Below are 25,507 nucleotides of genomic sequence, written 5' to 3'. Positions count from 1 at the left end.
AAACGTTCTCGAGGATGCGCTATGAGCGCTTGAGTCAGAACTCGCACGGGTTACATTGGGCCGCCCTTCACGACGAACGACGGATGGAACTGATGCCCGACCTCTATCGCGTAGCGGTTGTGGTGCCCTCTCTTCATCCGGAGCCAGACCTCGTGCAATTTGCCGACCGCCTCTTTGCTCGGGGTTTCGGGCACGTCGTGATCGTGGACGACGGATCGGGACCCGAGTATCGGCCTACGTTCGAGGCGTTGGCCAGAAGGGGATGCGCCGTGCTGCGTCACGAGTCGAACAAGGGCAAGGGAAGGGCGCTGAAGACGGCTTTCGCTCACTGCGAAGAGCTTTCCGACGAGGTCGACGTCGTGGTGACAGCGGACTCTGACGGCCAGCATGAGGTACAAGACATCGCGCGCGTAGCTGAGCGGACATACGAGACGGTGGCCCTCGGACGATCAGTGGCGGTGCTGGGTGTTCGAGCGTTCGACGCCGCCGACGTGCCGAGAAATAGCCGCGTTGGCAACAAGATCACGAGCTCGGTCGTCAACCTGCTCTTCGGCCGCTACCTTTCAGACACTCAAACAGGGCTTCGTGGGTTTCCGCTGAACCTGGCGATACGGTCCTCGCACGTTCAGGGCGAGCGGTTCGACTACGAGATGAACGTCCTGCTTTGGCTGCTCTCAACCCGGACCGGAGTAGATGAGGTTCCCATCAGGACCATCTACCACGACATCAACAATAGCGTCAGTCACTTTCGCCCCATGGTTGACTCGGCACGCATTTACTCGGTGATTCTGCGTCAGGCCGCCCGCTTCACGGCGGCGTCGGTTCTGTCTGCAGTGTTGGACCTAGCCGTTTACATCATTTTGCTCGATGTGGTCTTCGGAGAGGACCGTTTGCCGGAGCAGGTCGCTGCGGCTGTCATCGTCGCCCGTATCGTCAGCTCGCTGTTCAACTATGTCGTGAACAAGTGGCTGGTCTTCCATGATGACTCGCGGCCAGCGCCCTCCTTGGCGCGGTACTACCTGCTGGCTGGCGTCGTCCTAATATGTTCAGCGCTCGGAACAACGGCCCTTTCGAGCGTGACGCGTGGCCATGACGTCTGGGCAAAGGTGATTGTGGACTTAGCACTGTTTGTCGTCAGCTACTTGGTCCAGAAGCGCTGGGTCTTCAGGGATCGTTCGCTCGAGACCGAGTAGTGGGTATGCCAAGGTCGCGACGATCTCCTTGGGGGATGGTGGCGGTCGGTCCTGACGGCGCGCCCGATGCTCGCGGCACAATGGAGCAAGTCTGCGCCGGCCTAGACGTAGACCTGTGCTAGGAGTCCTCGCCGCACACACTCTCTGGCTGATTGCCTCAGACGCGGTGACCAAGGCGAGGAGCGAGTTCAGGCTAGTGCGGCTGCTAATCTCCGGGCGTGTCGTCGGCAGTCTTTCCCCCAGTGGCGCTTGTCGTGCCCCCCCTTCACCAGCAGCGGCGTCTGCTGGATCCAGCCATCGAAGAGGCGCGGCGGCAGGAACTGGAGCACATCGTCATCGTCGACGACGGATCGGGCATTGGGTACCGCAGCAACTACGACGACCTGACTCCAGTTGGCATGTGTCGTGCTTCGGCACGCCACCAACCTTGGCAAGGGACGGGCCCTGAAGACCCTCCAAGCTCGGCGCGCAACTTGACCTGGCGGACGCCGTGGTGACGGCGGACTCCGACGGCCAGCACGCCACGCCGGACCTAGGACGGGTCGCGACGCGGACCTTGGCGAGTTGCCTGATCCAGCACCGTTGGGTTTTACGAGACCACAGCCTGAGGCGCCAGCATGCTCAGTGAGCATCGGCCGTGATCGCCGGCCTCCTTGCCGTCCCTGTCCTGGTGCTCGGGGCGTGGGGCGTTGGAGCGCTATTGAGAATACAATTCGTCAATGCGATGCCGATCACCGCTCTGGGCGTGATGTTCGCTCTCTATCTGACATACATCTGCGGCGTGCTCCATGCGGGATGGTGGCTGATTGTCTTAGTCTGCCTCGCCGGAGGCATATATGGCCTGCTCGATTTGCGCAAAGCCGACTCGCGCTCGACGGAGTTGGTTCCTTCGGCCCAGGTAGCGAGCTCCCTGGTGTCATTGGTGGTCGTTGTGTTCTTCACCTACGGGCGAACCGTGCTCCAGTGGGATGAGCTCCGGTTGTGGGGCGCCTACCCAAAGCTTCTTTATGTAGACGGCGGCCTGCAGGTTGGTCCCGACTCGCTGCTGATGGGCGAGATGCAGACCTACACGCCGGGTATGCCGCTCTTCGGGTACTTCTTTGAGGCGTTTGGGCCGACATTCGTGGACGAGCGCCTCTTTCTGGCCTACGGCGTGTTTGCTGCGGCCCTCCTCATGCCGCTTGCAGCTCGGGTCACTTGGAGCCGCCCCGTGTGGATTGTGCCAGCAGGCGTGGCAGTTGCGCTGCTTCCCTTGGCCTACGCCAACTACTTGGCGGATCCCGGTGGCGACTTCTACGGGTCGCTCTTTGTGGACCCGATCGTCGGCATTGGCCTCGGCTACTTGGTATGGCAGCTCGCATCGGCTCAGGCGGGCCGATGGATGTGGGTTGGACAACTAGGGCTGACCGCAGGCGGGCTTTACCTCGTCAAGACCTCGACCCTCGGACTCAGTGCCGTTGTTCTCATTGTCGCGGCCGTGCGCTGGATGCTGTCAAACCGGCAGAGCCCCTGGCGCCGGCGGCTAATCGGACTCTGCCTACTAGTCGCTCCCCTACTGTTGGCAGCGGGAACATGGACGCTGGTCCAGTCCCGTCTCGGTCCGGGTTCGAAGTTCGATAGCCTCGGCCATCACTTCGACCTTGATCTGCTCAATCAGTACGCGAAGATGCTCCTTGGTCGTCCTGAATTCACTCCTGGCATCGGCATGTTCTCGAGCCGAACCTCGTTTGTGTACCTCGACGTAGCTCTGCTTATGTCGATCGGGTGTCTGGTTGTCATGCTGAGCGGCCGCGAGCGGAAGCTCGTAGCAACGGCGCTCGCAACCCTCATTGTTATCCAGATACTGTTCCTCGGCGGTATCTATATGCTGGTCGTTGGTCCATTCGCCGGCGAGTTCCAGTCGTTCCCGCGCTACACGGCGACGATGCTGACTGCTGCGTCGGTAGTCCTCGCTCTGCTCTTGGCGACGAAGCCCTTGCGAAGCCGCACGGTGGCCGCCAAATTCGCATCCGTCCTCATGTCGGCTTGCTTGATCCTTCTGGTTCTTTGCTTCCCGCTACGCAAGCCAGTCAACTTGGCGTGGGGCTGGGAGGCACGAGCCCATGTGGACGCACTGAAGCTGCGCTCCGCCTTCTCCGAAAGCGACTTCTCCGAGGAACATCCGACGGCCACCGTTATCTTCCGAGATGACTGGCTTAACAAAGTTGGTCACCATCACAGCGTCTATTATGAGTTGCTTGACACTGGCGCAAGGATCGGCATGTACCTGCCCGCGACCTTGACGTCACGTTCAAGTCCGACCTACGCGGCCGACGTCCAACACGCGCGAGACGCTTTTCTACGCTACGTGCTGGACAACAACGTGCGTTTGATCGAAATTGCGGAGCCAAACCCGGAACTAGGCCGACAGTTCGAGGACTGTTTCGACCAGAAACCGCAGGCTCAATCTGTGTACCGTGTGGAGGTAGTCCAAGGTGGCTGCGGGCTCCTGTTCCACCTAGTCGCCTAGGTTCGCGTAGCGGTACTCTTCCTCGTCACGATCACGACCCTGTTCCGCGCGCTCGTGACCTGCTTGCAGTGGTCAGCAGATCGACACGACACGCACGACACCTGTGCGGTTTCGTGCGCCGTCGCGCTGGTCGTGCCAGTGACGGCGACGACAATCTCCCACGAGTCCTGCCCCGCGGTCCCAGGTGTGATGCCCCGGCACGTTGGCCCGTCGCCGAGGTGCAGCGCCGGCAATTTCGACCTGTCCCCGAAGCCACTTTGGTTGAAGTGTTTCGCCGCGGCGCCAAAAAGTCGGGATCTACTCGCCCAGGAGTTGGGGCGGCGGGAACGCTCACAAGCTTAACTGAACTTCACGCGTCACACTGCTCGCGACCGGCTGCGTCGGCCTCTCGTTACAGGGCGCTATGCAGGCCGCATGTGGGTACGTCTTGGGCTTCTGCTCGCGTGCTAGTTCCTGCAGTCGTCGGCGTCTTCATTCGGATCGTTGGACCCTTGACAGGTGGGTTCGCGTCAATCGACCTTACGTGGTCCTGCCGCTGAGCGCGGGTGGGGTCTTCCTACTTCATGCCCTCACAAGCCTTGACGTCGGTCGCGCCGACGCCGTAGTGAAACGTCACTCGTTGTGCTGTCCATCTGTCCAACCTTTTCCTCGCTCGGTGTTCCGATGCGCCCTGCTCGCGTTTTCAACGTTCAATGAACAACGCAGGCGCGGGCTGACTCGTAATGCCTCACCGCTGTACTGAAAGTTGCGACAAACTCGGGAGCGGATGAACGTCGCTTCCGCGTACCCAAAAGAAGCCGTACAAATGAATCCGGTCATCCCATCGCACCGTACTTTGACCTCGTTGACGACCGTCCTCTTGCTGCAGTTCATGCCGGCGCTCACTGGACAGAATGATCGTCTCAAGCTGAGGCGGTCGGGGCGGCCTAGAGGCAGTTTTGTCCAGGATCTCGCTACCAGCGGCGTGCGTTACGGTCCCCATTGGAGACCGCGCGTCGAACGTGAGCAACAGCTCGACCACCTTCTTCAACGAGGCCACCAAGGTCGGCGACATACTTGCCGTATCGGAGGATATTGGCGCCGCTCGCATGACGTTGGCGTCAACAAATAGAGAATTGGTGGACGACCCGAGCCGCTGAGACGTGGCTCCTCTGGGAGCCGTGCGCCCGTAGGGTTTCCACCATGACCCAGAACCCCGCCGTCCGAGACCTCCTGGAGCAGATCCAGGGGCACGGCGCGTGGGCGGTCATCCGGCGCAAGGCATCCCCGACGGCGGGCCTGGTCGGCGGCACGCCGCACGAGGTCGCGAGCCTGCTCGACATCCCGCTCGAGAGCGGGGCGCCCGAGCCGGGCCGGAGCGCGGACCGGTTGGTCGCGGTGCCCTTCCGGCAGGTGCGTGAGCGCGGTTTCGCCGCCATCGACGACGGCACCCCGCTGACGGTCGTCGACATCGAGGCCGAGCACGAGGTGTCGGTCGCCGACCTGCTCGAGGCGCTGCCCGACGTGCCGGTCGAGTTCGCCGATCGCGGTGGCTTCACCACCAGCGACGAGGACTACGGCAAGGTCGTCGAGGCGATCATCCGCGACGAGATCGGCCAGGGCGAGGGGGCCAACCTCGTCATCGGCCGTCACTACCGCGCCGTCGTCGCCGACTGGGACGCCGCGAAGGCGCTGACGGTGCTGCGGCGGCTGATGGAGCGCGAGCGCGGCGCCTACTGGACCTTCTGCTTCTTCACCGGCGAGCGGTTCCTCATCGGCGCCAGCCCGGAGCGCCACGTCTCGGTGCGCCAGGGCGACGTACGGATGAACCCCATCTCCGGGACGTTCCGGGTGAAGGAGCCAGAGGATCCGGGTCTCGTGACAGGCGCGGAGCGCCTTCCTCGACCAGCGACGGGTGACGCGGTCCTCGACGCGCGGACTGTGCGCCTCAAGGAGCGGCTGCTCGACTTCCTCGCCGACGAGAAGGAGGTTTTCGAGCTCTTCATGGTGGTCGACGAGGAGCTCAAGATGATGTGCGACATCTGCCACGAGGGCGGCCAGGTGCTCGGGCCGTTCCTCAAGCCGATGACGCACCTGATCCACACGGAGTACCTCCTCGCCGGCCGCTCCGACCGCGACCACCGCGAGATCCTGCGCGACACGATGTACGCGGCGACGGTGACGGGCGCGCCCGTCGAGAACGCCTGCCGGCTGATCGCCGACTACGAGCCCGAGGGCCGCGGCTACTACGGCGCCGCGCTCGCCCTGTTCGGTCGCTCGCCCGACGGCACCCCGACGATGGACAGTCCGATCCTGATCCGCACGGCCGACGTCTCGCCGGCAGGCGAGCTCAAGGTGACGGCCGGTGCGACGCTGGTGCGTGACTCCGACGCCGCCTACGAGGTGGCCGAGACGCGGGCCAAGGCCGGCGGCATCCTCAGCGCCTTCGGCCTGGCGCCGGCGGCGACCTCCGACGGCACCGACATCGCCGAGCTGGCGCGCGACGAGGACGTCGTGCTGGCGCTCGGCACCCGCAACCAGCGGCTCTCCCGCTTCTGGCTCACCGACCAGGCCGGCGAGCCGGCCGACCCGGGGCTGGCCGGGAAGTCGGTGGTGATCCTCCACGGCGAGGACGACTTCGTGAACATGCTCGTCCACGTGCTCGGTGTCTTCGGCATGACCGCCCGCGTCGTCCGGCACGAGGACTACGCGGCCGGGGCCTTCGACGGCGCCGACCTCGTCATCGTCGGCCCCGGGCCGGGTGACCCGCGCGAGGGCGACCATCCCAAGATCGCGTCGTTCCGCCGTGCCGTCGACGACCTGCTCGCCTCGGAGCAGCCGTTCCTCGCCGTGTGCCTGGGCCACCAGACGCTCTGCCAGCGCCTCGGCCTCGACCTCGGCTACAAGGACGTGGTCTTCCAGGGCACCCAGTCGCCGGTCCGGCTCGACGGCCGCACCGAGCGCGTGGGCTTCTACAACACCTTCGTCGGCCGGGTCCCTGACGGCACGGCGCTGCCCGACGGCGTACGTGTCGAGGCGGACGAGGCGACGGGAGACATCCACGCGGTCGTCGGGCCGCACTACCGCGGCATCCAGTTCCACGCCGAGTCGATCCTCACCGAGAACGGCTACGACCTGCTCCACTCGGCGGTGCGCGACCTCCTCGTCTGACGACGTGGGCTAAAGTCGAGCGAACCAGTAGACATTAAGCCGGCGTGGCAGGCAACGAATCGGGGACGACCGACGTCACCCTTGTGGCCGGCTGGTAGCCGGCTCGGGACACGACGGGGGAGCAGTGGGGTACTTCAAGGGAGCGTGGGCAGGCGTGTGCCTGCTCGCACTGATGGCGTGCGGGGCGACCGGGGGCACGGGCACATCCACGCCTGACGGCGCCGCGCCCGCGGCGTCACGCGCCGCGCAGCCCAACATCGTCGTCGTGATGCTCGACGACTTCTCGATGGACCTCGTGCAGACGATGCGCTCAGTCCAGCAGATGCGGAAGGCCGGGGCCAGCTATCCGCACTCGTTCGTCACCGACTCGCTGTGCTGCGTGTCGCGGTCGAGCTTCTTCACCGGTCAGTACCCGCACCAGACGGGCGTGCGGACCAACACGTCCAACAAGGGAACGTCGACGCTCGGCGGCTGGCTCGCCTACGACACGCACGGCAACCCCGAGCGCGCGTTCAACGTGCGGCTCCAGGAGGCCGGCTACAGCACCGGCTTCGTCGGCAAGTTCCTCAACGAGTACGAGTGGTCGCCGGGCCGCGCGCTTCCCCCGGTAGTGCCGGGCTGGACGACGTTCAGCACCGTCTTCGGGTCCGCCTACGACGGATGGGACTTCGCCAGCACGACCCTCGTCGACCAGCGGCTGCGCCTCGTGCAGCACCCGGCACCCCCGGCGAGCGCGAGCAACGGGGTCAAGGACAAGGCGTACGCCGGCGCGGTGATCGGCGACAAGGCGATGGACTTCGTCGCCGCCAACGAGGCCGCGGGAGCGCCGTACTTCCTCGAGGTGGCGCTCTACGCGCCGCACAACCGCACCAACCCCGAGGGCCACTACGCGGGCGACCCGCTCTTCCCGCCGATGTTCCGCGACCGCACCGGCAAGCGCAGCTGCGGCCGCGTGGCCTGCCGCAAGCTGAGCGTCGACGACCTGCCCGGCTTCGCCGATCCGCGCAAGGACAACCGCCCTCGCCTGCCCAACGGCAAGCGGGCCCGGGCGTGGAACACCACCCGCACCCTGCCCGCCGCGGCAGCCGTCCGCGACCTCCGCGACCGCGCGCGGATGGCGCAGTCGGCCGACCGCCTCGTGAAGCGGATCCTCGCCTCCGTCGGTCCGAACACCTACGTCGTGCTCACCTCCGACAACGGGTTCCACCTCGGCCAGAACGGCATGGGACGCGGCAAGGGGACGCCGTACGACACCGACGTGCGCGTGCCGCTGCTCGTCACCGGGCCGGGCGTCGTGCCGGGCGCGCGCCAGGAGGTCACCAGCAACATCGACCTCGCCCCGACCTTCGAGGAGCTCGCCGGGCTCGCGCCCGCGCCCTACCGCAGCGGCCTCTCGCTCGTCCCGACCTTCGCGGACCCGAGGCTGGTGCGGCAGTCCCACGCCTTCCTCGAGCACACCCAGCAGACGCTGACGGGCAACGACCCGGACGCGGCGTTCAGCGGCGCGGAGCTCGACCGGATCCCGTCCTTCACTGCGGTGCGGAGCCGGACGGCGCTGCTCGCGAGGTTCGACCTCGACCCGCGGCCAGGCAGGGTCACGTGGGGCTACGAGTACTACAGCTACAAGCGCGACAGGTTCGAGAGGCGCAACACCTTCGCGACCAGGAAGCAGGCCCCCGAGGTCGCGGCGCTGATGGCGAAGCTCACCGCCTTCGACGGCTGCCAGGAGGTCGGCGACCAGCCGGTGTCGGAGGCGTGCCGCGTCGTGCGGCAGTAGCCGCCGCTGGCACTACTGTCGCTGCGTGCAGCCGGACGTGATCGTGGTCGACCACCACGACTCCTACACGTGGAACCTGGTGCACCTGGTGGCCCGGGTGACCGGTGTGCTGCCGCGCGTGGTGCAGCACGACGAGGTCACCGCCGAGGAGGTGCTCGCCCACTCGCACGTCGTCCTGTCGCCTGGCCCCGGCCACCCGTCGTCGCCGACGGACTTCGCGGTGGGACCGGAGGTGCTGCGGGCCGGCACCCGCCCGGTGCTCGGAGTCTGCCTGGGCATGCAGGGACTGGTGACGGCGTACGGCGGCACGGTGCGACGGCTGCCACCGGCGCACGGTGACGTCGCGGCGGTCCGGCACGACGGCGCGGGCGTCTTCTCCGGGCTGCCGCAGGACTTCGCCGCCGTCCGCTACCACTCGCTCGGCGCCGTGTCGCTGCCCGACGAGCTCGTCGCGACCGCGTGGAGCGAGGACGGCGTCGTGATGGGGGTACGCCACCGCTCGCTGCCGCTCGAGGGCGTGCAGTTCCATCCCGAGTCGGTCCTGTCCGAGCACGGTCAGGACCTCGTCCGGAACTTCCTCTCGTGACCGATCCCGTCCCGTTCTTCCGCTCCGTGGCAGCGCGGCACGCCCGCTGCTTCTGGCTCGACGGCGGCGGCGCGCGGGAGTGGTCGGGCCGGCGCTCGATCATCGGCTGGCTCGACGAGGACGACCCGTCCCTGTCGTGGTCGGCCGCCCGGCGCGAGGTCACCCTGCACGCAGGCGGGGTCGCGACCGTCGTCGGTGACGACGTCTTCGCCGTGCTCGAGCAGCGCATCGCCGCGGGGGAGCAGTGGTTCGGCTACCTCGGCTACGCCTCGCGCACCGACCTCCCCGCCACCCCCGACCCGACCCTTCCCGATGCCGTGTGGATGCGGCCCCGCGCGGTGCGGGTGTTCGAGCACGAGGTCGGGTCGTCGTCGCCGCTGTCGCCGCTGTCGGTTTCCCCGCTCGAGCGGGGAAACCGGCACTCGGAGGGGGTTGCAACGGCCTCCAGGAGTCAGAACTCCCCTCCCAGCTCGTACGCCGGAGCCTTCACGCGCGTCCAGGAGCACCTCCACGCCGGCAACTCCTACGAGGTCAACCTGACCCACCGGCTGTCCCGCCCGTCCGACCTCGACCCGGTGACGGCGTACCTCCGGCTGCGCGAGCTCAACCCGGCGCCGTACAGCGGCTTCCTGCAGCACGACGTCGACGGTGCTCGCGCGTGGCTGCTCTCGAGCTCGCCGGAGAGGTACGCCCTCGTCACCGCCGACCGGCACCTGGAGACCAAGCCGATCAAGGGCACCACCCCGCGCGGCGCGACCGCCGAGGAGGACGAGCACCACCGCGAGCGGCTCGCGCGCGACCCGAAGACCCGCGCGGAGAACCTGATGATCGTCGACCTGCTCCGCAACGACCTGTCGGTGGTGTGCGAGGTCGGGTCGGTCGAGGTGCCGGTCCTGATGGAGGTCGAGTCCTACGAGTCGGTCCACCAGCTCGTGTCGACGGTCCGCGGGCGGCTGCGCGACGACGTGTCGACGGTCGCCGCGCTGCGCGCGCTCTTCCCGGCCGGCTCCATGACGGGCGCGCCCAAGCTGCGCACCATGGAGATCATCGAGGAGGTCGAGTCGAGCCCGCGCGGGGCGTACGCCGGCGCGTTCGGGTGGATCAGCGGCGACGGACCGGCCGACCTCGGCGTCGTGATCCGGTCGCTGATGACCGACGGCAGCGGCACCTGGACCCTCGGCACCGGCGGCGGCATCACCGTGAAGTCCGACGTCGCCGACGAGTGGGCCGAGTCGGAGTGGAAGGCCGAGCGGCTGCTGCGCGTCTTCGACCGCCCCGGCGAGCCGCCGGACGCGCTCTAACGCCGGGTTGCTGCGACTACCCACGGGGGTGCTCGGGGGTGGGTAGTGGCCCTAACCCGGCGTCACAGCGGCGACGCCGGGCAGCCAGAGCGCGAAGCGTGCCCCGCCGCCGGGGGCCTCGCTCACCTGGAGCTGGCCGCCGTGGCGGTCGATCACCTGGCGCACGATGGCCAGACCGAGGCCGGAGCCGGGCATGGCCCGCGACTCCTCGGCGCGGTAGAAGCGCTCGAAGACGTGCGGCCGGTCGGTCTCGGCGACGCCAGTGCCCTGGTCGTCGACGGTGAGCACGCCGTCGGAGAGCCGCACGGTGACGGTGCCCTCGGGCGGGCTCCACTTGGCGGCGTTGTCGAGCAGGTTGGTGACCGCCCGCTCGAGGCTGTTGGCGTCGCCGACGACCCGCCACGGGTCGAGCGCGACGTCGAAGGACACGCCCTGCGCGCGACGGCGTACGCGCGTCACCGCCCGCTCGACGACGTCGGCGAGGTCCACCTCGGCGACCACCCGGGTGGTGGGCTCGTCGCGCGCCAGCTCGACCAGGTCGCCGACGAGCGCGCTGAGCTCCTCGATCTGGCCGCGGACGTCGTCGAGCAGCTCGAGCCGGGCGTCGGCCGGCAGCGCCGTGTTGCCCTCGGCCTGGCGGAGCAGGTCGAGGTTGGTGCGCAGCGACGTCAGCGGCGTACGGAGCTCGTGGCTGGCGTCGGCGACGAGCCGGCGCTGGCGGTCGCGGGAGGCGCCGAGGGCGAGCAGCATCTGGTTGAACGCGGTGGCGAGCCGGGCCACCTCGTCGTCACCCTCCACCCGCAGTGGTCGGAGGTCCTCGGTCATCGCGATGTGCTCGACCCTGGAGGCGAGGCGTCGCAGGGGCCGCAGCCCGTTGCGGGCGACCATCCAGCCGACGAGCAACGCGGCCAGCAAGCCGAGCGCCCCGAAGACGAACAGCACCCCGCCGAGCTTCTCCAGCGTCCGGTCGTTGGCGGCCAGCGGCTGGGCGAGGACCAGCGCCTCGCCCCTGCCGGCGCGCACGGTGGCGACCCGGAACCGCTCGCCCTCCTTCGTCACGAGGGTGCGCACGACCGACTCGCGCTGACCGGTGACGACGTCGTACTCCTGCTGGCCGAGCGAGAAGTTGGGGATGCCGGAGCCCGACATGCCCTTGCCGTCGGCGGTGACGAAGATGATGCGGACGTCGGCGGCGCCCAGCATCCACGACGGGACGCCGTCCGCGGTGACCCGTGACAGCGTGGTGTTGGCCGTCGCCTTGTGCGCGCGGTTGAGCAGCGACTGGTCGAGCGAGCTCATCAGCTGTTGGCGCATCACCACGAAGGCGGTGAACGCCATGATCGCGATCGAGATGCCGACGGCGAGCGTGGTGAGCACGGCGACGCGTGACGCGAGCGACCTGCGGTAGTGCCAGCGCCCGTCAGGCCACGCAGTGCTCATGATTCCTTCAGCACGTAGCCCACGCCACGCACGGTCTGGATCAGTCGCGGCTCGCCCTCGGCCTCGGTCTTGCGGCGCAGGTAGCCGACGTAGACCTCGAGGGAGTTGGCGCTGGTCGGGAAGTCGTAGCCCCAGACCTCCTCGAGGATGAACGAGCGGTCGAGCACCCGGCGCGGGCGGCGCAGGAACATCTCCAGCAGGGTGAACTCGGTGCGGGTGAGCTCGATCGGGCGGCCGCCGCGCGCCACGTCACGGCTCGCGACGTCCATCGTGAGGTCGGAGAAGGTGAGCACCTCGTTCTCCCCGTCGCCGTCGGGGACGATGCGGCGCAGCAGCGCACGCAGCCGGGCCAGCAGCTCCTCCAGCGCGAAGGGCTTGGTGAGGTAGTCGTCCGCCCCGGCGTCGAGCCCCTCGACCCGGTCGCCCACCGCGTCGCGAGCGGTCAGGACCAGGATGGGTACGTCGTTGCCCGCCGCGCGCAGCGCGCGGGTCGTCTCGATCCCGTCGAGCCGCGGCATCATCACGTCGACCACCACGACGTCGGGGTGCTGGGAGCCGACCGCCACCAGACCCTCGGCGCCGTCGGCGGCCAGCACGACGTCGTAGCCGTTGAACTCGAGCGACCGGCGCAACGAGTCGCGGACGGCGCGGTCGTCGTCGACGACCAGGACGCGGGGCCGGGACTCAGTCACAGGCCAAGGATGCCACCGGCGCCTGAGGCGACGCTGAGGATCGCTCGGAGCCGCTCAGGCGTACGGCGCCGCAAGCCGGAGGTCCGCGACGAGACCGGCGAAGGCCTCGTCGTAGCCGTCGCGACCGCGCAGCCGGAGCACGGCCGACGGGTGGGTGGTGACGACGACCGGTCGGTCGGGCTCCTCGAGGACCTGCCCGCGCAGCTCGCCGATCTTCGCCGTCCGGCCGAGCACGGCTCGGGCCGCCGTCGCGCCGAGGGCGACCACCACGCGCGGTCCGACCGCCTCCAGCTCGGCGCCGAGCCACGGGTGGCACGCGGTCACGTGGCGGACGTCGGGCTTCTGGTGGATGCGCCGCTTCCCCCGCGCCGTGAAGCGGAAGTGCTTGACCGCGTTGGTGAGGTAGGCCGCCGAGCGGTCGATGCCCGCCTCGGCGAGGGCCTCGTCGAGCACGCGGCCCGCCGGACCCACGAACGGCGCACCCTGCCGGTCCTCCTGGTCGCCGGGCTGCTCGCCGACGAGGACCACCGCGGCCGACGTCCCGCCCGAGCCGAACACGACCTGCGTCGCCGGCTCCCACAGCTCGCACCCACGGCACTCGTGCGCCGCGGACTCCAGGTCGCCGAGGTCGCGCGAGTCGGGGACCCAGGGCGTCGCGTCGGCTGCGTCGGTCACCCCTCCAGCGTGCCCGACCCCCAAGGGCGACGGACCAGCCGGACGGGTGGGTCAGGCGTAGCGGGCCGCGACCGCCCCGGCGCGGGCGCCGTAGCCGCCGCCGAACATGCAGGCGTGCACGAGCAGCGGGAAGAGCTGATGGATCCCGAGCCGGTCCTCCCAGCCCTCGGCGAGCGGCTGCGCCTCGTCGTACGCCGCCATCACCCGCGGCAGGTGCGTGAGGCCGAACAGGTGCAGCATCGCCAGGTCGAGCTCACGGTGGCCGCCGTGGGCCGCGGGGTCGATGACGTGGATGGCGAGGTCCTGGCCCCAGAGGCAGTTGCCGTTCCAGAGGTCGCCGTGGAGCCGGGCGGGGGCCTCGTCGGGGAGCAGGCTGGTCAGCCTGCCGACCACCGCCTCGACGGCGGCCGCGTCGGTCTCCGAGATCGACCCGCGGTCGCGGGCCAGCTTGAGATAGGGCAGGACGCGGCGCACGGCGTAGAACTCCGGCCACGAGTCGGCGGTCTTGTTGGGGAGCGGCAGCCGCCCGATGAAGCCGTCGTGGTCGAGCCCCCACCCGTCCGCCCCGGCGGCGTGGGTGGTGGCCAGCTGCTGTCCGAAGGTGACAGCGGCCTCGACCGGCGTCTTCGAGCTCTGCTCGACCCAGGCGATCAGGACGCAGTCGCTGGCGGCGGCGAGCACCTCGGGCACCGGGACGCCGCCCTCGACCTCGGCGAGCCACCGCAGCCCGGCGGCCTCCGCCTCGAAGAAGCCCTCCGGCGCGTGGGGCAGCGTCTTCATGAGGGCGGTCTGCCCGCTGGACAGCCGCAGCCGCGTGGCCGTGGCGATGTCGCCGCCCGCCACCGGGGAGGTGGCGACCACGGCCGTGCCGAGGAGCTCCTCGGCACGCCTGGCGACCAGCGGCTGGCGAGCCATCAGGCTCGGCCCCCGTCCGCCCCGTCGCTCGTGCGGTTCTCGAGGGCCGCCCCCAGGGCCGTCACGATCTCGTCGCTCGTGCGCTCGACCATCGCCAGCACCTCCTCGAACCCGTCGTCACCACCGTAGTACGGGTCCGGGACCGCGCCACCCGGATCCACCGGATCGAAGTCGCGGAACATGCCGACTCGGTCCGTGCGACCGCCGACGTCGGCCAGGTTGGCCTCGTCCATCACGAGGACGAGGTCGTACGCCTCGGGCCACGTCGCGTCGTACTGCCGGGCCCGGTGCCGGCTCGCGTCGAAGCCGGCGGCGGTCAGCGTGGCCGCGGCGCGCGGGTCCATCGGGTTGCCGACGTGCCAGCCGCCGGTGCCGGACGAGGCGACCTCGACGCGCTCGGCGAGTCCGGCGTCGGCCAGCCGGCCCTCGAGCACGACGTGGGCCATGGGTGAGCGGCAGATGTTGCCCAGGCAGACGAGGGCGATCCGGTAGGGACCCTCGGCATGCTGCGGGGGGACGGCCGGCATCAGCCGCGGTAGGGGATCGCGACGCGGACGCCCCAGCCGACGATCGTGATGATGATCGAGCCGACGAGCGCGCTCCAGAAGCCGTCGACGTGGAAGCCGAGGTCGAAGATGCCGGCGAGCCACGCGGTGAACAGCAGCATCGCCGCGTTGATCACCAGCAGCAGGAAGCCCAGGGTCAGGATGATGAACGGCAGCGACAGCAGCTTGACCACGGGCTCGACGAAGGTCGACACCAGGCCGAGGATGAGGGCCACGGCCAGCACCTGGAGCCACTTGTCCCGGAACTCGTCGCTTCCGGTGGTCGCGCCCTCGAACCAGATGCCGTCCAGCAGCCAGGCCGCGACGGCCAGGCCCGCTGCGTACGTGAGCAGCCACATCAGGAACCTCATGTCGCGACACTAGCGGCCGGCCGCTGGTCGAGGAGGGCGCTCCGGCGCCCGTCACGAGACCCGTCGCGGGCTGGGTGGTCTCGTGACGGGACTTCGTCCCTCCTCGACCATCGGGATCAGCGGGGCCGGCCGTTACCCTCGCCGACGTGGTGACGATCGGAGGCACGGGCGTGATGGTGCTCGGCGCCCTCGCGGCGGCCGTCGTCGCGGCCCTCCTCGCGACGGCGCTGCGCCCCCGGCTCGGCACCGTGTCCGCGGTCTCGGTGGCCGGGCTGCTCTGGTCGCTCGTCGCGATCGCGCTGGTGACCCTCGTGCCCACGCGCGCGGACGTCGGGATCGTCCCCGCCGAGGGACGCAGCGAGGCGTGCTCGTGGGACTACGGCGGCCCGTCGGGCGCGGCGTTCGAGGTCCTCGGCCTCGACCAGCGGACCCTCAACGTGCTGCTCTTCGTGCCGGCGGGCATCTTCCTCGTGCTGGCGGTCGGACGGTGGTGGTCAGGGCTCGTGCTCGCGCCCGTCGGCCTCCTCGCGCTGGCGGCGTACAGCCTCGCGATCGAGCTCACCCAGCTGCAGCTCGCCCGTCTCGACCGTGCGTGCGACGTCACCGACCTGGTCGACAACGTCCTCGGCGCCGGCATCGGCTTCGCGATCGGCCTGTTCCTGCTCCCGGTCCTGCGTCCCTGGCGCAGCCGGCAGCGACCCGAGCAGCCCGTCGCTCACTAGGGTGCGGGTCATGGCTCCCACCCCTACGTCCCCGCAGCCCCGGCCCAACGTGCTCGCCATCCCTGCGTACGTCGCCGGCAAGCCGCCCGTCGCCCGGCCCGGGCTGACGTCGTACAAGCTGTCCTCCAACGAGAACCCCTACCTCCCGCTGCCGGGCGTGCTCGAGGCCGCCCGCGAGGCGGCGGCGGAGATGAACCGCTACCCCGACATGGGCAGCGCCGCGCTCTACGCCGCGCTGGCCGACACGATGGGCGTGCCGACCGACGACCTCGCCGCCGCGACGGGCTCGGTCGCGCTGATCTACCAGCTCGTCAACGCCTTCTGCGAGCCCGGCGACGAGGTCGTCTACGCCTGGCGCTCCTTCGAGGCCTACCCGATCGCGGTGACCGCCGGAGGGGCGCGCAGCGTGCAGGTGCCGGTCACGGCCGACGGGCGCCACGACCTCGACGCCATGGCCGCGGCGGTGACCGACCGCACCAAGGTCGTCATCGTCTGCACGCCCAACAACCCGACCGGCCCGGCCGTCACGCAGTCCGAGCTCGACGCCTTCATCGCGAAGGTGCCCTCGCACGTGGTGGTCGTGGTCGACGAGGCCTACCTCGAGTTCGTGCGGATGGACGAAGCCATCGACGGGATCGCCACCTACCGCCGCCACGGCAACGTCGTGCTGACGCGCACCTTCTCCAAGGCCTACGGCCTCGCCGGCTTCCGGGTCGGGTACGCCGTCGCTCCCGCACCGCTCGCGGCCGCCCTCCGCGCCGTCTCGCTGCCGTTCGGCGTGAGCCACGTCGCCCAGGCCGCGGCGATCGCCTCCCTCGAGGCGCAGGCCGAGCTGTTCGTCCGGGTCGAGGACCTCGTCGCACGCCGCGCGGACCTGGTCGCGCGGCTGCGGGAGGCCGGCTGGGACCTGCCCGACGCGCAGGGCAACTTCGTGTGGTTCCCGCTGGGTGACCGCGCCCTCGACTTCGCCGCCGCCTGCGGCGAGGTGGGGATCTCGGTCCGCCCGTTCGCCGGGGACGGCGTACGCGTCAGCATCGGCGAGGCCGAGGCCTTCGACCGTGTCGTCGAGGTGGCCACGCGCTTCGCCCCCTGACCGGTGGCCTACTCCGAGAGCCGGGCGACCAGGCACGGGCCGCCGTCGTAGATCCCGCCGTCGATGTCGAGCGCGAGGCCGTCGGCGTAGAGCCGCGGCTCCGAGTAGGACTCGACGGGCTCGTCGAAGAGGTCGCCGATGATGCTGTGGCCGTGGACGATGCGCTGCCCGCCGAGCGCGCCGAGGAGGGTCCGCGCGGCCGCGGGGCCGGACGGCCCGGCGTACTCGTGGCGCCGGCCGAGGCCGACCAGCACGTCGAACCACGCCACCGGGTCGTCACCGGCGAGGATCTGGCGCACGGCCCGGTTGACGTCGTCGACGGTGTCGCCCCACTCGAGGTAGGCCAGCGTGTCGGAGTGCATGAGCAGGTGGTCGCCGTCGAGACCGACCGCCGGGAGCCCGGCCAGCCAGGCGAAGAGCTCGGCGTCGATGCCGTCCTGGTCGGACTCGAGCCCGCCGTTGCGGGCCCAGATCGACTCGAAGGTCCGCACCACCCCGCGGTGGACCACCTCGGTGCGGCCGAACAGCCGGGTGCCCAGGGCGATCACCTCGTGGTTGCCGAGCAGCGGGTGCACCGAGCCGCCCGCCGCCGCGGCCTCGTCGACGAGTCGGCGTACGAGCGCGATGACGCCGAGCCCGTCCGGACCCCGGTCGAGGAGGTCGCCGAGGACCCACAGCGTCGAGCTGCCGCCGGCCCAGTGGGACTCCCCGTCGAGGAGGCCGGCCCGCTGCAGGGCGGCGGTCAGCTCGGTCAGGTGGCCGTGGGCGTCGCTGGTGGCGAAGGTGGCACTCACGTCACGAAGGTATGGCCTCTGCCCCACCCGGGTATGGTTGAAGTGTGAACGACACGGCGACGTACACGACCAAGGGCAAGCCCTTCGAGCGCGACATGTCCTACCTCCCCGACCGCGTGCTGGCCGGCGAGCGGTCGGCGGACCCGCTCGACGACCAGTTCCCGAGCGGGTCGAAGGACAGCCCGCGAGACGTGCCGGTCTGGGAGGCCGAGCCCGGCCGCTACCGGCTGATCGCGGCCCGTGCCTGCCCGTGGGCGCACCGCTCGATCATCGTCCGCTCGCTGCTCGGGATCGAGGACGTCATCTCCTGGGGCGCACCCGGCCCGACCCACGACGCGCGCAGCTGGACCTTCGACCTCGACGAGGGCGGCCGTGACCCGGTCCTCGGCATCGAGCGCCTGCAGGAGTCCTACCTCGCCCGCCAGCCCGACTACCCGCGCGGCATCACGGTGCCGGCGATCGTCGAGGTCTCGTCCGGCAAGGTCGTGACCAACGACTTCCCCCAGATCACCCACGACCTCTCGTTCGAGTGGCGCGACCACCAGCGCCCGGACGCCCCCGACCTGTGGCCGGCCGACGTCCGCGAGGAGATGGAGTCGGTGATGAAGCGGGTCTTCACCGAGGTCAACAACGGGGTCTACCGCTGCGGCTTCGCCGGGTCGCAGGAGGCGTACGAGGACGCGTACGACCGCCTGTTCACGACGCTGGACTGGCTCGAGGACCGGCTCGGCGACCGGCGCTACCTGATGGGCGACGCGATCACCGAGGCCGACGTCCGGCTATTCACCACGCTGGTGCGCTTCGACGCGGTCTACCACGGGCACTTCAAGTGCAACCGCAACAAGCTGACCGAGATGCCGAACCTGTGGGGCTACGCCCGCGACCTCTTCCAGACGCCGGGCTTCGGCGACGAGGTGGACTTCGACCAGATCAAGAAGCACTACTACGTCGTCCACACCGACATCAACCCGACGCAGATCGTCCCGGTCGGCCCCGACGAGGCGGGCTGGCACACCCCTCACGGTCGGGGCTGAGGACGGGCCGGTCTGGTCCGGCCGAATTCATGCGCTCGGTTGCCCGGCGAAATCTCCGAGAGTTCGGCTAGACCTCCCGGAGGTTGTTCGCTTCTTGCCCGCGTCCCCTTCTCCACGGTGTAGCGCGCGTGGATGGTGGTCCTGGAGGAGCCGGCCGGGGGGGTCGGACCCCCCGGTTCGCAGGCCCGCCCGGCCTGCGGCTACCGGGTCATGGGGCCATCAGCAGGGGGCACGGACATGCATGCACGCCCAACCACGAAGACGCCGGCCGGAGGCCGGCACCGAACGACCACGACAGGACGGTGGAGGTCGGCGGTCGCGCTGCTCCTCCTGCTCCCCACGCTGGCGCTGATGGGGGCGCAGGGCGCCACGTCCGCCGCCGGCGCCACCGAGGTCTGTCAGGGTGACAAGGTCGAGCTCACGGGCGAGACCAAGACGGTCACCTACACCGCGCCGGCGGGCTACCTCGTCAGCAGCTGGTGCGTGAAGGCCGGCACGACGATCGAGGTCCACCAAGTCGACCCTCCAGCCACGACGGTGACCATCACGCACTCCTCCGGCAAGGGGGTCAGCCACTACTCGGTGGTGCTCGTCAAGGCTCCTGAACCGAAGATGCCGACCGCTCCCGCGGCGAAGGACGTGTGCGAGCCCGCCACGGGTCCGACGAATGACCGGATCACGATCCCGACGGACGCGAACTTCACCTACACCTTGGACGGCGCGCCCGTCGCGGCCGGTTCGGTCGTCGCCACGGGTACGACTCACGTCGTGGTGGCCGTCCCGAAGCCCGGGGTGATGGTCAAGGACGGTGCCACGACGAAGTGGACGTTCACCTTCACCAAGGACAAGTGCGTCACGCCGCCGACCCCGGTGGCACCTGCTGCTCCCACGTCATCGGACGTGTGCGAGCCCGCCACGGGTCCGACGAACGACCGGGTCACGATCCCGACTGACGCCAACTTCACCTACACCTTGGACGGCGCGCCGGTCGCGGCCGGTGAGGTCGTCGCCACCCTGACGACTCACGTCGTGATGGCTGTCCCGAAGGCGGGAGTGGTCGTCAAGGACGGTGCCCAGACGAAGTGGACGTTCACGTTCACCAAGGAGCTGTGTGTGACGCCTCCGCCGCCGCCTCCGCCTCCGACGCCCGCGACTCCGACCGTGGTGACGGCGTCGGACGTGTGCGAGCCCGCCACGGGTCCGACGAATGACCGGATCACGATCCCGACGGACGCGAACTTCACCTACACGCTGGACGGCGCGCCTGTTGCGGCCGGTCAGGTCGTCGCCACGGGCACGACGCACGTCGTGATGGCCGTTGCGAAGGCCGGTGTTGTCGTCAAGGACGGTGCCACGACGAAGTGGACGTTCACGTTCACCAAGCTGGCGTGCGTGACCACGCCTCCGCCGCCTCCGCCGCCTCCGCCGCCGCCGGTCACGCCGCCGGTGACGCCGCCGGTGACGCCGCCGGTCGTGACACCCCCGCCGGTCGTCCCTCCGGTCGTGACACCGCCCGTCGTGGCGCCGCCCGAGGTGCTGCCCGAGGAGGCCTTCGGCAAGGCCGTCGGCTCGGTGAAGGTCACCTGCCAGGGCACGGTGCGCGCACGTCTCGTCAACCGCTCCGGTGACAAGGTCGTCTACAAGCTCCGCGTCGGCACGAAGGTCCACCGCATCGCGGTGAAGTCGCAGGCCGACCGCCGGTTCGTCACCCACGGCAGGGCGCGTGCTCTGGTCACCCTCACGGTCGGCCCGAACCGCCTCGACCGGGTCCGGATCCCGGGGCTGTGCCAGGCGCCCGAGGTCCTTCCCGACACGGGGTTGCGCGCCACCAGCAGCTGAGCGTCGTACGACACCGAACCGGCGTCGACGGATCCCACGTGGTCCGTCGGCGCCGGTTCGTCGTCCGGGAACCTCTCCCACGGTGGGTACGTGGTCTGGTCCGGCAGGGGCGTTATCCGGGCCGCTTTACCAACGTTGGGTCAAGCACATCCTCAGGTAGCCCGCTGCCTGCCCTCGGTGGATTCCGGTGGTGGTGACCTCAGGTCAGTCTTCTGCCTGAACACACGTGCCGTGCCACTTGGGGGTGCACGGCGATCACGGTCGACAGCGCTGGGGGCGTCGGTCACCGGACAGGTTTCAGTGGGGACTACTCGCACAAGGGGCGGGCAATGCGACGTGCACGAACGACGACGACACAGTGGGGACGACGGGCCAGGGGGGCCCATGCAGCCGATCGGCACGGAGGCCCGGGGCGGCTGAGGCGCACGATCGCGCTGCTCCTGCTCGTCCCGACCGTCGCCGTGCAGACTGCGGCGACGACGTCCGCGGGGGCGGGCGTCACCGCGGGGTTCGAGATCGACGGCAACGCGTCCGTCGAGGGCGCGGGCACGGACTGGACCAGCCCGGGGATCGCGCCGCCGACGACGGACCCCGTGAAGACGGCCGACGACAGCAACTTCACCGGTGGCTCGAAGGAGTTCCAGAACCCGAGCGACTGGAAGGAGGGCACCGGCACCTCCACCGACCAGGGCGACATCTCCGACGTCTACTCGCACTTCGTCACCGGGTCCTCGACGTGGGCGTTCCTCGGGTTCAGGCGCGTCGCCCAGAGCGGGACGATGACGTTCATGGCCGAGCTCAACCAGAAGGCCAACCTCCCCAAGGAGGCCGGGGACTCCGTCCTGTTCCGGCCGGACCGCAGCGTCAACGACCTCCTCCTGCGCTTCGAGCAGGACGGGAACGGGAACTTCGCCCTCACCGCTGCCTACAAGTGGACCCAGTCCGCGAGCGGGACCTTCGTCTCCGGGTGCTTCCTGGTCCCCGGCTACGCGACCGCGTCCGCGTGGTGCCCCACCCCGACCGCCGGCGCCAGCTTCGACGGGGCGACCGGTGAGAACAAGCTCTTCGCAGAGGCCGCGGTCAACCTGAGCTCCTTCGACACCGTCGGCGACTGCCGCGGTGCCTACGGCGTGATGAACGTCCGCTCCTTCGCCGGCGACTCCGAGTCCTCGTCGCTTCTCGACTTCGTCGGCGGCATCGGCATCTCGGTGCCGCCCACCTGCGGCAAGCTCGTCATCGAGAAGCGCGACCAGTTCCAGCGGCTCGTCCCCGGCGCGACCTTCCGGGTCACGAAGAATCCGATCCCCGGTGCGACCGGCGCGGCAGCGGCTGAGCTCGTCGTCACGGACGGCGGCACGCCCGGCGTGGACACCGTCGCCGACGGTGTCGTGACCATCGACCCCGCGAAGCCCGGCACCTACACGGTCGAGGAGATCGCCACGCCCGCCGGCTACGCGCCCGACACGACCGTCCACACGGGCGTGGTCGTCGGGAGCAGCGGCACGAGCGTGGCCACGGTGAAGTTCACCAACAAGCTGTTCTTCAAGCCCCTCGCGGTGGCCAACCAGGCGTCCGGCTCCTACGGCGTCGCCTATGACTGGCGGGTCCACAAGACCGTCGTCGGGGACGCGACGAAGACGATCGAGGAGGGCGCCATCACCACGTTCCAGTACCGCGTGGAGCTCGAGGCCCTGCCCGAGGGGCCGGCCACGGGCAAGGAGGTGCACGGCACGGTGACGGTGACCAACCTCAACCCGGCCGCCACGCACCCGAGCATGCGCGCCACGATCGGCATCGCCGGCGACCTCGCGTGCCACTTCCTGCCGAGCAACGCCGCCGTCGACGTCGACCCGGGCACCACGGGCGTCCAGGTCGACGCCGCAGCCGGCGCCACGTCGTACGACTACGCGTGCGACCCCGGCGCCGGTGCACTCGTCGCTGGCACGACGACCGCGACGGTCAGCTGGGACAAGGCGACGTACCCGCAGAAGGACGTCCACCCCGGAAACGCGGCGGCAGCGGCGACGTACGCCATCACGGTGCAGCCGAAGGTCGACGAGCACGCCATGGTGACGGACTCGTTCGACGGTGGCGTCCCGGTCCCGATCGGCCTGCCCACGTACGCCTGGACCGACGTCTGGAACGCCGCCGACCACCGCGTGGTCGTCGCCACCTACTCCAGCCCCGCGGTGGGCGGGACGGCCGGCGCGTGCCGCAGCTACGGCAACGTCGCACGGGTCGACGAGAGCGACACCGACGACTTCGACACGTCCGGCTCGACGGTCGAGGTCTGCGTGGACCTCGACGACCTGGTGGTGACGAAGACCGCGAAGCCGGCGTTCGCGCGTGACTACGACTGGACGATCGAGAAGTCGGTGAAGGGCTCGTCGTCCCAGACGGTCGACGAGGGCACGCCGGCGTCGTTCGGGTACGACGTCGTGGTGACGCCGTCGATCAGCGGCGACGGTCAGTTCGTGGTGACCGGCGTGATCTCGGTCCAGAACCCCAACCAGACGACGATCTCCGGGGTGCAGCTGACCGACTCGCTGCCGGCTGCGAGCTGCACGATCGACAAGCCCGCGGGGTCGGTGTCGGTCCCGAAGGGGACGTCGACGTTCGACTACTCCTGCGTGCTGCCCGGCGCGACAGCGAGCACGACCGGCACCAACACGGCGACGGCGTCGTGGGACAAGGCCGCCTACTACGGGACCAGCGGGTCGGCGTCCGGGCAGGCCGGCTTCGACTTCGCCGACGCGAAGCCGACGGTGACCGACGCGACCGCGACGGTGACCGACACCCAGGTCGACCTCGACGGCACCTCGCCGGACGGCGTGGTGGTGGAGGCGGTCGACGGGCCGAGGACCTTCACCTACACGAAGGCGTTCGACGGCGTGCCGGGTGAGTGCACGACGTACGACAACACCGCGAAGGTGGTGGCCGTCGACTCGAAGACGTCGGACAGCGACACCGAGACCGTGAAGGTCTGCGTCGACCTCGACGACCTGGTGGTGACGAAGACCGCGAAGCCGGCGTTCGCGCGTGACTACGACTGGACGATCGAGAAGTCGGTGAAGGGCGCCTCGTCGCAGACGGTGCCGCAGGGCACGCCCGCGTCGTTCGCCTACGACGTGGTCGTGACCCCGTCCGCCGCGAAGGACACGGCGTTCGTGGTCGCCGGTGCGATCTCGGTCCACAACCCCAACCAGACGACGATCTCCGGGGTGCAGCTGACCGACTCGCTGCCAGGCGGCCAGTGCACGATCGACAAGCCCGCCGGGCCGCTGTCGATCCAGAAGGGCACGTCGACGTTCGACTACTCGTGCGTGCTGCCCGGCGCGACGCCGACCACGACCGGCACGAACACCGCGACGGCGTCGTGGGACAAGGCCGCCTACCACGGCACGAGCGGCTCGGCCTCCGGCACGGCAGGCGTCGACTTCGCGCAGGCGACGGTGGTCGTCACCGATGCCACGGCGACCGTGACCGACACGCAGGTCCAGCTGGGCGACGTGCCCGGCGGGGCGGTCGTCAAGGCGTCCGACGGGCCGCGGACCTTCACCTACACGAAGGCGTTCGACGGGGTCCCGGGCACGTGCACGACGTACGACAACACCGCCAAGGTCGTGGCGACGGACTCGAAGGAGTCCGACACCGACGACGCGACGGTCGAGGTCTGCGTGCAGCAGCCGCTGCGGCTGGCGGCCACGGCCAAGGCCGACCTCGCCGTCGACCACGCCTGGTCGATCACCAAGGTGGCCGACGCCACCCAGCGCACGGCCGACGCCAACGGCAACGCGACCTTCACCTACACGGTGACGGCCCGGGCCGGCGCGAGGACGGAGTCCGGTTGGCGGCTGCAGGGCGAGGTGGCGATCACCAACCCCAACCAGTACGCCGCGGGTGACGTCGTCGCCGACGTGACGGCCTCGACGGACCTCGGTGGCGGCGCGGTGTGCACCGTGACGGGCGGCTCGGACGTCACGGTGGCCGAGGACAGCTCGACGACCCTGCCGGTGGCCTGCACCTTCGCCACCCAGCCTGCCGGCTCGGGCACGCTCAGCGTGACCGCGACGTGGGACCCGCCCGGTGCGGCGACCTCGACGTCGGTGACCGCCACGACGCAGCCCCTCACCTTCGGCGTCCGCTCGGAGACCAACAGGACGGTCCAGGTCGTCGACGACAAGACGGTCGCCGGACAGCGGGTCGTCCTCGACCCGGCGCTGACCTGGGCGGCCGGACTGGTGAGGAGCTACACCTACTCGCTCACCCTGGCCGGTGGCGCCCCCGGCGCCTGTCGCAGCTGGACCAACACGGCGACGGTCGACCAGCCCGTGGGGACGGACCCGACGGCGAGCGCTGCCGTCCTGGTCTGCACCCCCGCCACCCCGCCGCCGCCCGTCGTGGTCCCGCCGCCCGTGGTCCCGCCGGTCGTCCCGCCCGAGGTCCTGCCCGAGCAGGCGTTCGGGAAGGCCGTCGGCTCGGTGAGGGCCAGCTGCCAGGGCACGGTGCGCGCCAGGCTCGCCAACCGCACCGGCGAGAAGGTCGTCTACACGCTCCGCGTGGGCACGAAGGTCCACCGGATCTCCGTGACGTCGCAGACCGCGAGGAAGTTCGTCACCCACGGACGTCCTCGGGCGAAGGTCACGTTGAAGGTCGGCTCCACCCGGCTCGACAAGCTCCGCATCCCGGCGTTGTGCGCGGCCCCCGAGGTCCTGCCCGACACCGGCCTGCGGGCCACGAGCCGGTGATGGCCGCCTTCATCACCGGGTAGCAGCTGCTGCCCGCGCCTCCAGCCCCCATGGAGGCGGGCCGGCGTCGACAGGTCACCCACGGGCCCGTCGGCGCCGGCCCATCTGCGTGCGGCGCACGTC

Annotated in this window: 18 protein-coding genes; 11 read left to right on the top strand and 7 right to left on the bottom strand. The window is 69.9% G+C overall.

The features are described from left to right. Nucleotides 1-83 precede the first annotated feature (83 nt). The 6 genes from ACFQW6_RS12260 (at nt 84) to ACFQW6_RS12235 (ending at nt 10,516) form a co-directional block, all read left to right on the top strand. Entirely contained in the window at nt 84-1,193 is a 1,110-nt protein-coding gene (locus ACFQW6_RS12260; protein ID WP_378545242.1) for a GtrA family protein, read from the top strand. A gap of 637 nt (nt 1,194-1,830) precedes the next feature. Continuing rightward, entirely contained in the window at nt 1,831-3,702 is a 1,872-nt protein-coding gene (locus ACFQW6_RS12255) for a hypothetical protein (protein ID WP_378545239.1), read from the top strand. 1,182 nt (nt 3,703-4,884) lie between these two features. After that, nucleotides 4,885-6,852: an anthranilate synthase family protein gene (locus tag ACFQW6_RS12250; protein WP_378545236.1), complete on the top strand. Its 1,968-nt coding sequence runs from the start codon at nt 4,885-4,887 to the stop codon at nt 6,850-6,852. 124 nt (nt 6,853-6,976) lie between these two features. Then, complete coding sequence (locus ACFQW6_RS12245; RefSeq protein ID WP_378545233.1) at nt 6,977-8,629, top strand: sulfatase-like hydrolase/transferase; 1,653 nt, start codon at nt 6,977-6,979, stop codon at nt 8,627-8,629. Nucleotides 8,630-8,654: 25 nt separating this feature from the next. Further along, nucleotides 8,655-9,215 carry an anthranilate synthase component II gene (locus ACFQW6_RS12240; RefSeq protein WP_378545230.1) on the top strand — a complete coding sequence of 187 codons (561 nt, stop codon included), beginning with the start codon at nt 8,655-8,657 and terminating at the stop codon, nt 9,213-9,215. Beyond that, a complete protein-coding gene (locus tag ACFQW6_RS12235; protein ID WP_378545227.1) occupies nt 9,212-10,516 on the top strand; it encodes an anthranilate synthase component I family protein in 1,305 nt (434 codons plus the stop codon). The genes ACFQW6_RS12240 and ACFQW6_RS12235 overlap by 4 nt, the downstream gene beginning before the upstream one ends. A 51-nt stretch (nt 10,517-10,567) precedes the next feature. Here the strand turns inward: ACFQW6_RS12235 and ACFQW6_RS12230 are convergent, their stop codons facing one another. Genes ACFQW6_RS12230 through ACFQW6_RS12205 form a run of 6 tightly spaced genes read right to left on the bottom strand, consistent with a single transcriptional unit; the run spans nt 10,568 to nt 15,154 of the window. Continuing rightward, complete coding sequence (locus tag ACFQW6_RS12230; protein WP_378545224.1) at nt 10,568-11,956, bottom strand: sensor histidine kinase; 1,389 nt, start codon at nt 11,954-11,956, stop codon at nt 10,568-10,570. Next, a complete protein-coding gene (locus tag ACFQW6_RS12225; protein ID WP_378545221.1) occupies nt 11,953-12,648 on the bottom strand; it encodes a response regulator transcription factor in 696 nt (231 codons plus the stop codon). The genes ACFQW6_RS12230 and ACFQW6_RS12225 overlap by 4 nt, the downstream gene beginning before the upstream one ends. A gap of 54 nt (nt 12,649-12,702) precedes the next feature. After that, nucleotides 12,703-13,323, bottom strand: coding sequence for a UdgX family uracil-DNA binding protein (locus ACFQW6_RS12220; RefSeq protein WP_378545218.1), 621 nt, complete (start codon nt 13,321-13,323; stop codon nt 12,703-12,705). A 51-nt stretch (nt 13,324-13,374) separates the two neighbouring features. Continuing rightward, nucleotides 13,375-14,238 carry a fructosamine kinase family protein gene (locus ACFQW6_RS12215; RefSeq protein WP_378545215.1) on the bottom strand — a complete coding sequence of 288 codons (864 nt, stop codon included), beginning with the start codon at nt 14,236-14,238 and terminating at the stop codon, nt 13,375-13,377. Then, nucleotides 14,238-14,765, bottom strand: coding sequence for a low molecular weight protein-tyrosine-phosphatase (locus ACFQW6_RS12210; RefSeq protein WP_378545212.1), 528 nt, complete (start codon nt 14,763-14,765; stop codon nt 14,238-14,240). Before ACFQW6_RS12210 ends, ACFQW6_RS12215 begins: the two co-directional genes overlap by 1 nt. After that, nucleotides 14,765-15,154, bottom strand: a complete 390-nt coding sequence (locus ACFQW6_RS12205) for a phage holin family protein (RefSeq protein WP_378545209.1) — start codon at nt 15,152-15,154, stop codon at nt 14,765-14,767. The genes ACFQW6_RS12210 and ACFQW6_RS12205 overlap by 1 nt, the downstream gene beginning before the upstream one ends. 146 nt (nt 15,155-15,300) lie before the next feature. Here ACFQW6_RS12205 and ACFQW6_RS12200 point away from each other — a divergent pair, with 146 nt between their 5' ends. Both ACFQW6_RS12200 and ACFQW6_RS12195 read left to right on the top strand, forming a co-directional pair. Then, nucleotides 15,301-15,876 (top strand): VanZ family protein, encoded by a 576-nt coding sequence (locus ACFQW6_RS12200; protein ID WP_378545206.1) that lies wholly within the window; start codon nt 15,301-15,303, stop codon nt 15,874-15,876. A 10-nt stretch (nt 15,877-15,886) separates the two neighbouring features. Beyond that, nucleotides 15,887-16,969, top strand: a complete 1,083-nt coding sequence (locus tag ACFQW6_RS12195; protein WP_378545203.1) for a histidinol-phosphate transaminase — start codon at nt 15,887-15,889, stop codon at nt 16,967-16,969. An 8-nt stretch (nt 16,970-16,977) separates the two neighbouring features. Here the strand turns inward: ACFQW6_RS12195 and ACFQW6_RS12190 are convergent, their stop codons facing one another. Then, nucleotides 16,978-17,763: a metallophosphoesterase gene (locus tag ACFQW6_RS12190; RefSeq protein ID WP_378545200.1), complete on the bottom strand. Its 786-nt coding sequence runs from the start codon at nt 17,761-17,763 to the stop codon at nt 16,978-16,980. Between the two features lie 44 nt (nt 17,764-17,807). Here ACFQW6_RS12190 and ACFQW6_RS12185 point away from each other — a divergent pair, with 44 nt between their 5' ends. The 3 genes from ACFQW6_RS12185 to ACFQW6_RS12175 all read left to right on the top strand — a co-directional run bounded on the left by ACFQW6_RS12185 (nt 17,808) and on the right by ACFQW6_RS12175 (nt 25,384). Then, entirely contained in the window at nt 17,808-18,797 is a 990-nt protein-coding gene (locus ACFQW6_RS12185; RefSeq protein WP_378545197.1) for a glutathione S-transferase family protein, read from the top strand. Nucleotides 18,798-19,034: 237 nt separating this feature from the next. Further along, complete coding sequence (locus ACFQW6_RS12180) at nt 19,035-20,636, top strand: hypothetical protein (protein ID WP_378545194.1); 1,602 nt, start codon at nt 19,035-19,037, stop codon at nt 20,634-20,636. A gap of 461 nt (nt 20,637-21,097) precedes the next feature. Next, the gene (locus tag ACFQW6_RS12175; RefSeq protein WP_378545191.1) at nt 21,098-25,384 is read left to right on the top strand and encodes a prealbumin-like fold domain-containing protein; all 4,287 of its coding nucleotides are present in this window, start codon (nt 21,098-21,100) and stop codon (nt 25,382-25,384) included. The last annotated feature ends 123 nt before the right edge of the window (nt 25,385-25,507 follow it).

Origin of the sequence: Nocardioides sp. GCM10028917 (assembly GCF_042666175.1) — a bacterium.
Classification (GTDB): domain Bacteria; phylum Actinomycetota; class Actinomycetes; order Propionibacteriales; family Nocardioidaceae; genus Nocardioides.
The sequence above is the reverse complement of the archived record's forward strand: the minus strand, read 5'-3'. Positions and strand labels throughout refer to the sequence as shown.

What these genes read in the sequence shown, in the direction of transcription:
- ACFQW6_RS12260 (WP_378545242.1), top strand. Translation starts at nt 84, where the DNA reads ATGGAACTGATGCCCGACCTCTATCGCGTAGCGGTTGTGGTGCCCTCT.
- ACFQW6_RS12250 (WP_378545236.1), top strand. Translation starts at nt 4,885, where the DNA reads ATGACCCAGAACCCCGCCGTCCGAGACCTCCTGGAGCAGATCCAGGGG.
- ACFQW6_RS12230 (WP_378545224.1), bottom strand. Translation starts at nt 11,956, where the DNA reads ATGAGCACTGCGTGGCCTGACGGGCGCTGGCACTACCGCAGGTCGCTC.
- ACFQW6_RS12215 (WP_378545215.1), bottom strand. Translation starts at nt 14,238, where the DNA reads ATGGCTCGCCAGCCGCTGGTCGCCAGGCGTGCCGAGGAGCTCCTCGGC.
- ACFQW6_RS12210 (WP_378545212.1), bottom strand. Translation starts at nt 14,765, where the DNA reads ATGCCGGCCGTCCCCCCGCAGCATGCCGAGGGTCCCTACCGGATCGCC.
- ACFQW6_RS12205 (WP_378545209.1), bottom strand. Translation starts at nt 15,154, where the DNA reads ATGAGGTTCCTGATGTGGCTGCTCACGTACGCAGCGGGCCTGGCCGTC.
- ACFQW6_RS12195 (WP_378545203.1), top strand. Translation starts at nt 15,887, where the DNA reads ATGGCTCCCACCCCTACGTCCCCGCAGCCCCGGCCCAACGTGCTCGCC.
- ACFQW6_RS12180 (WP_378545194.1), top strand. Translation starts at nt 19,035, where the DNA reads ATGCATGCACGCCCAACCACGAAGACGCCGGCCGGAGGCCGGCACCGA.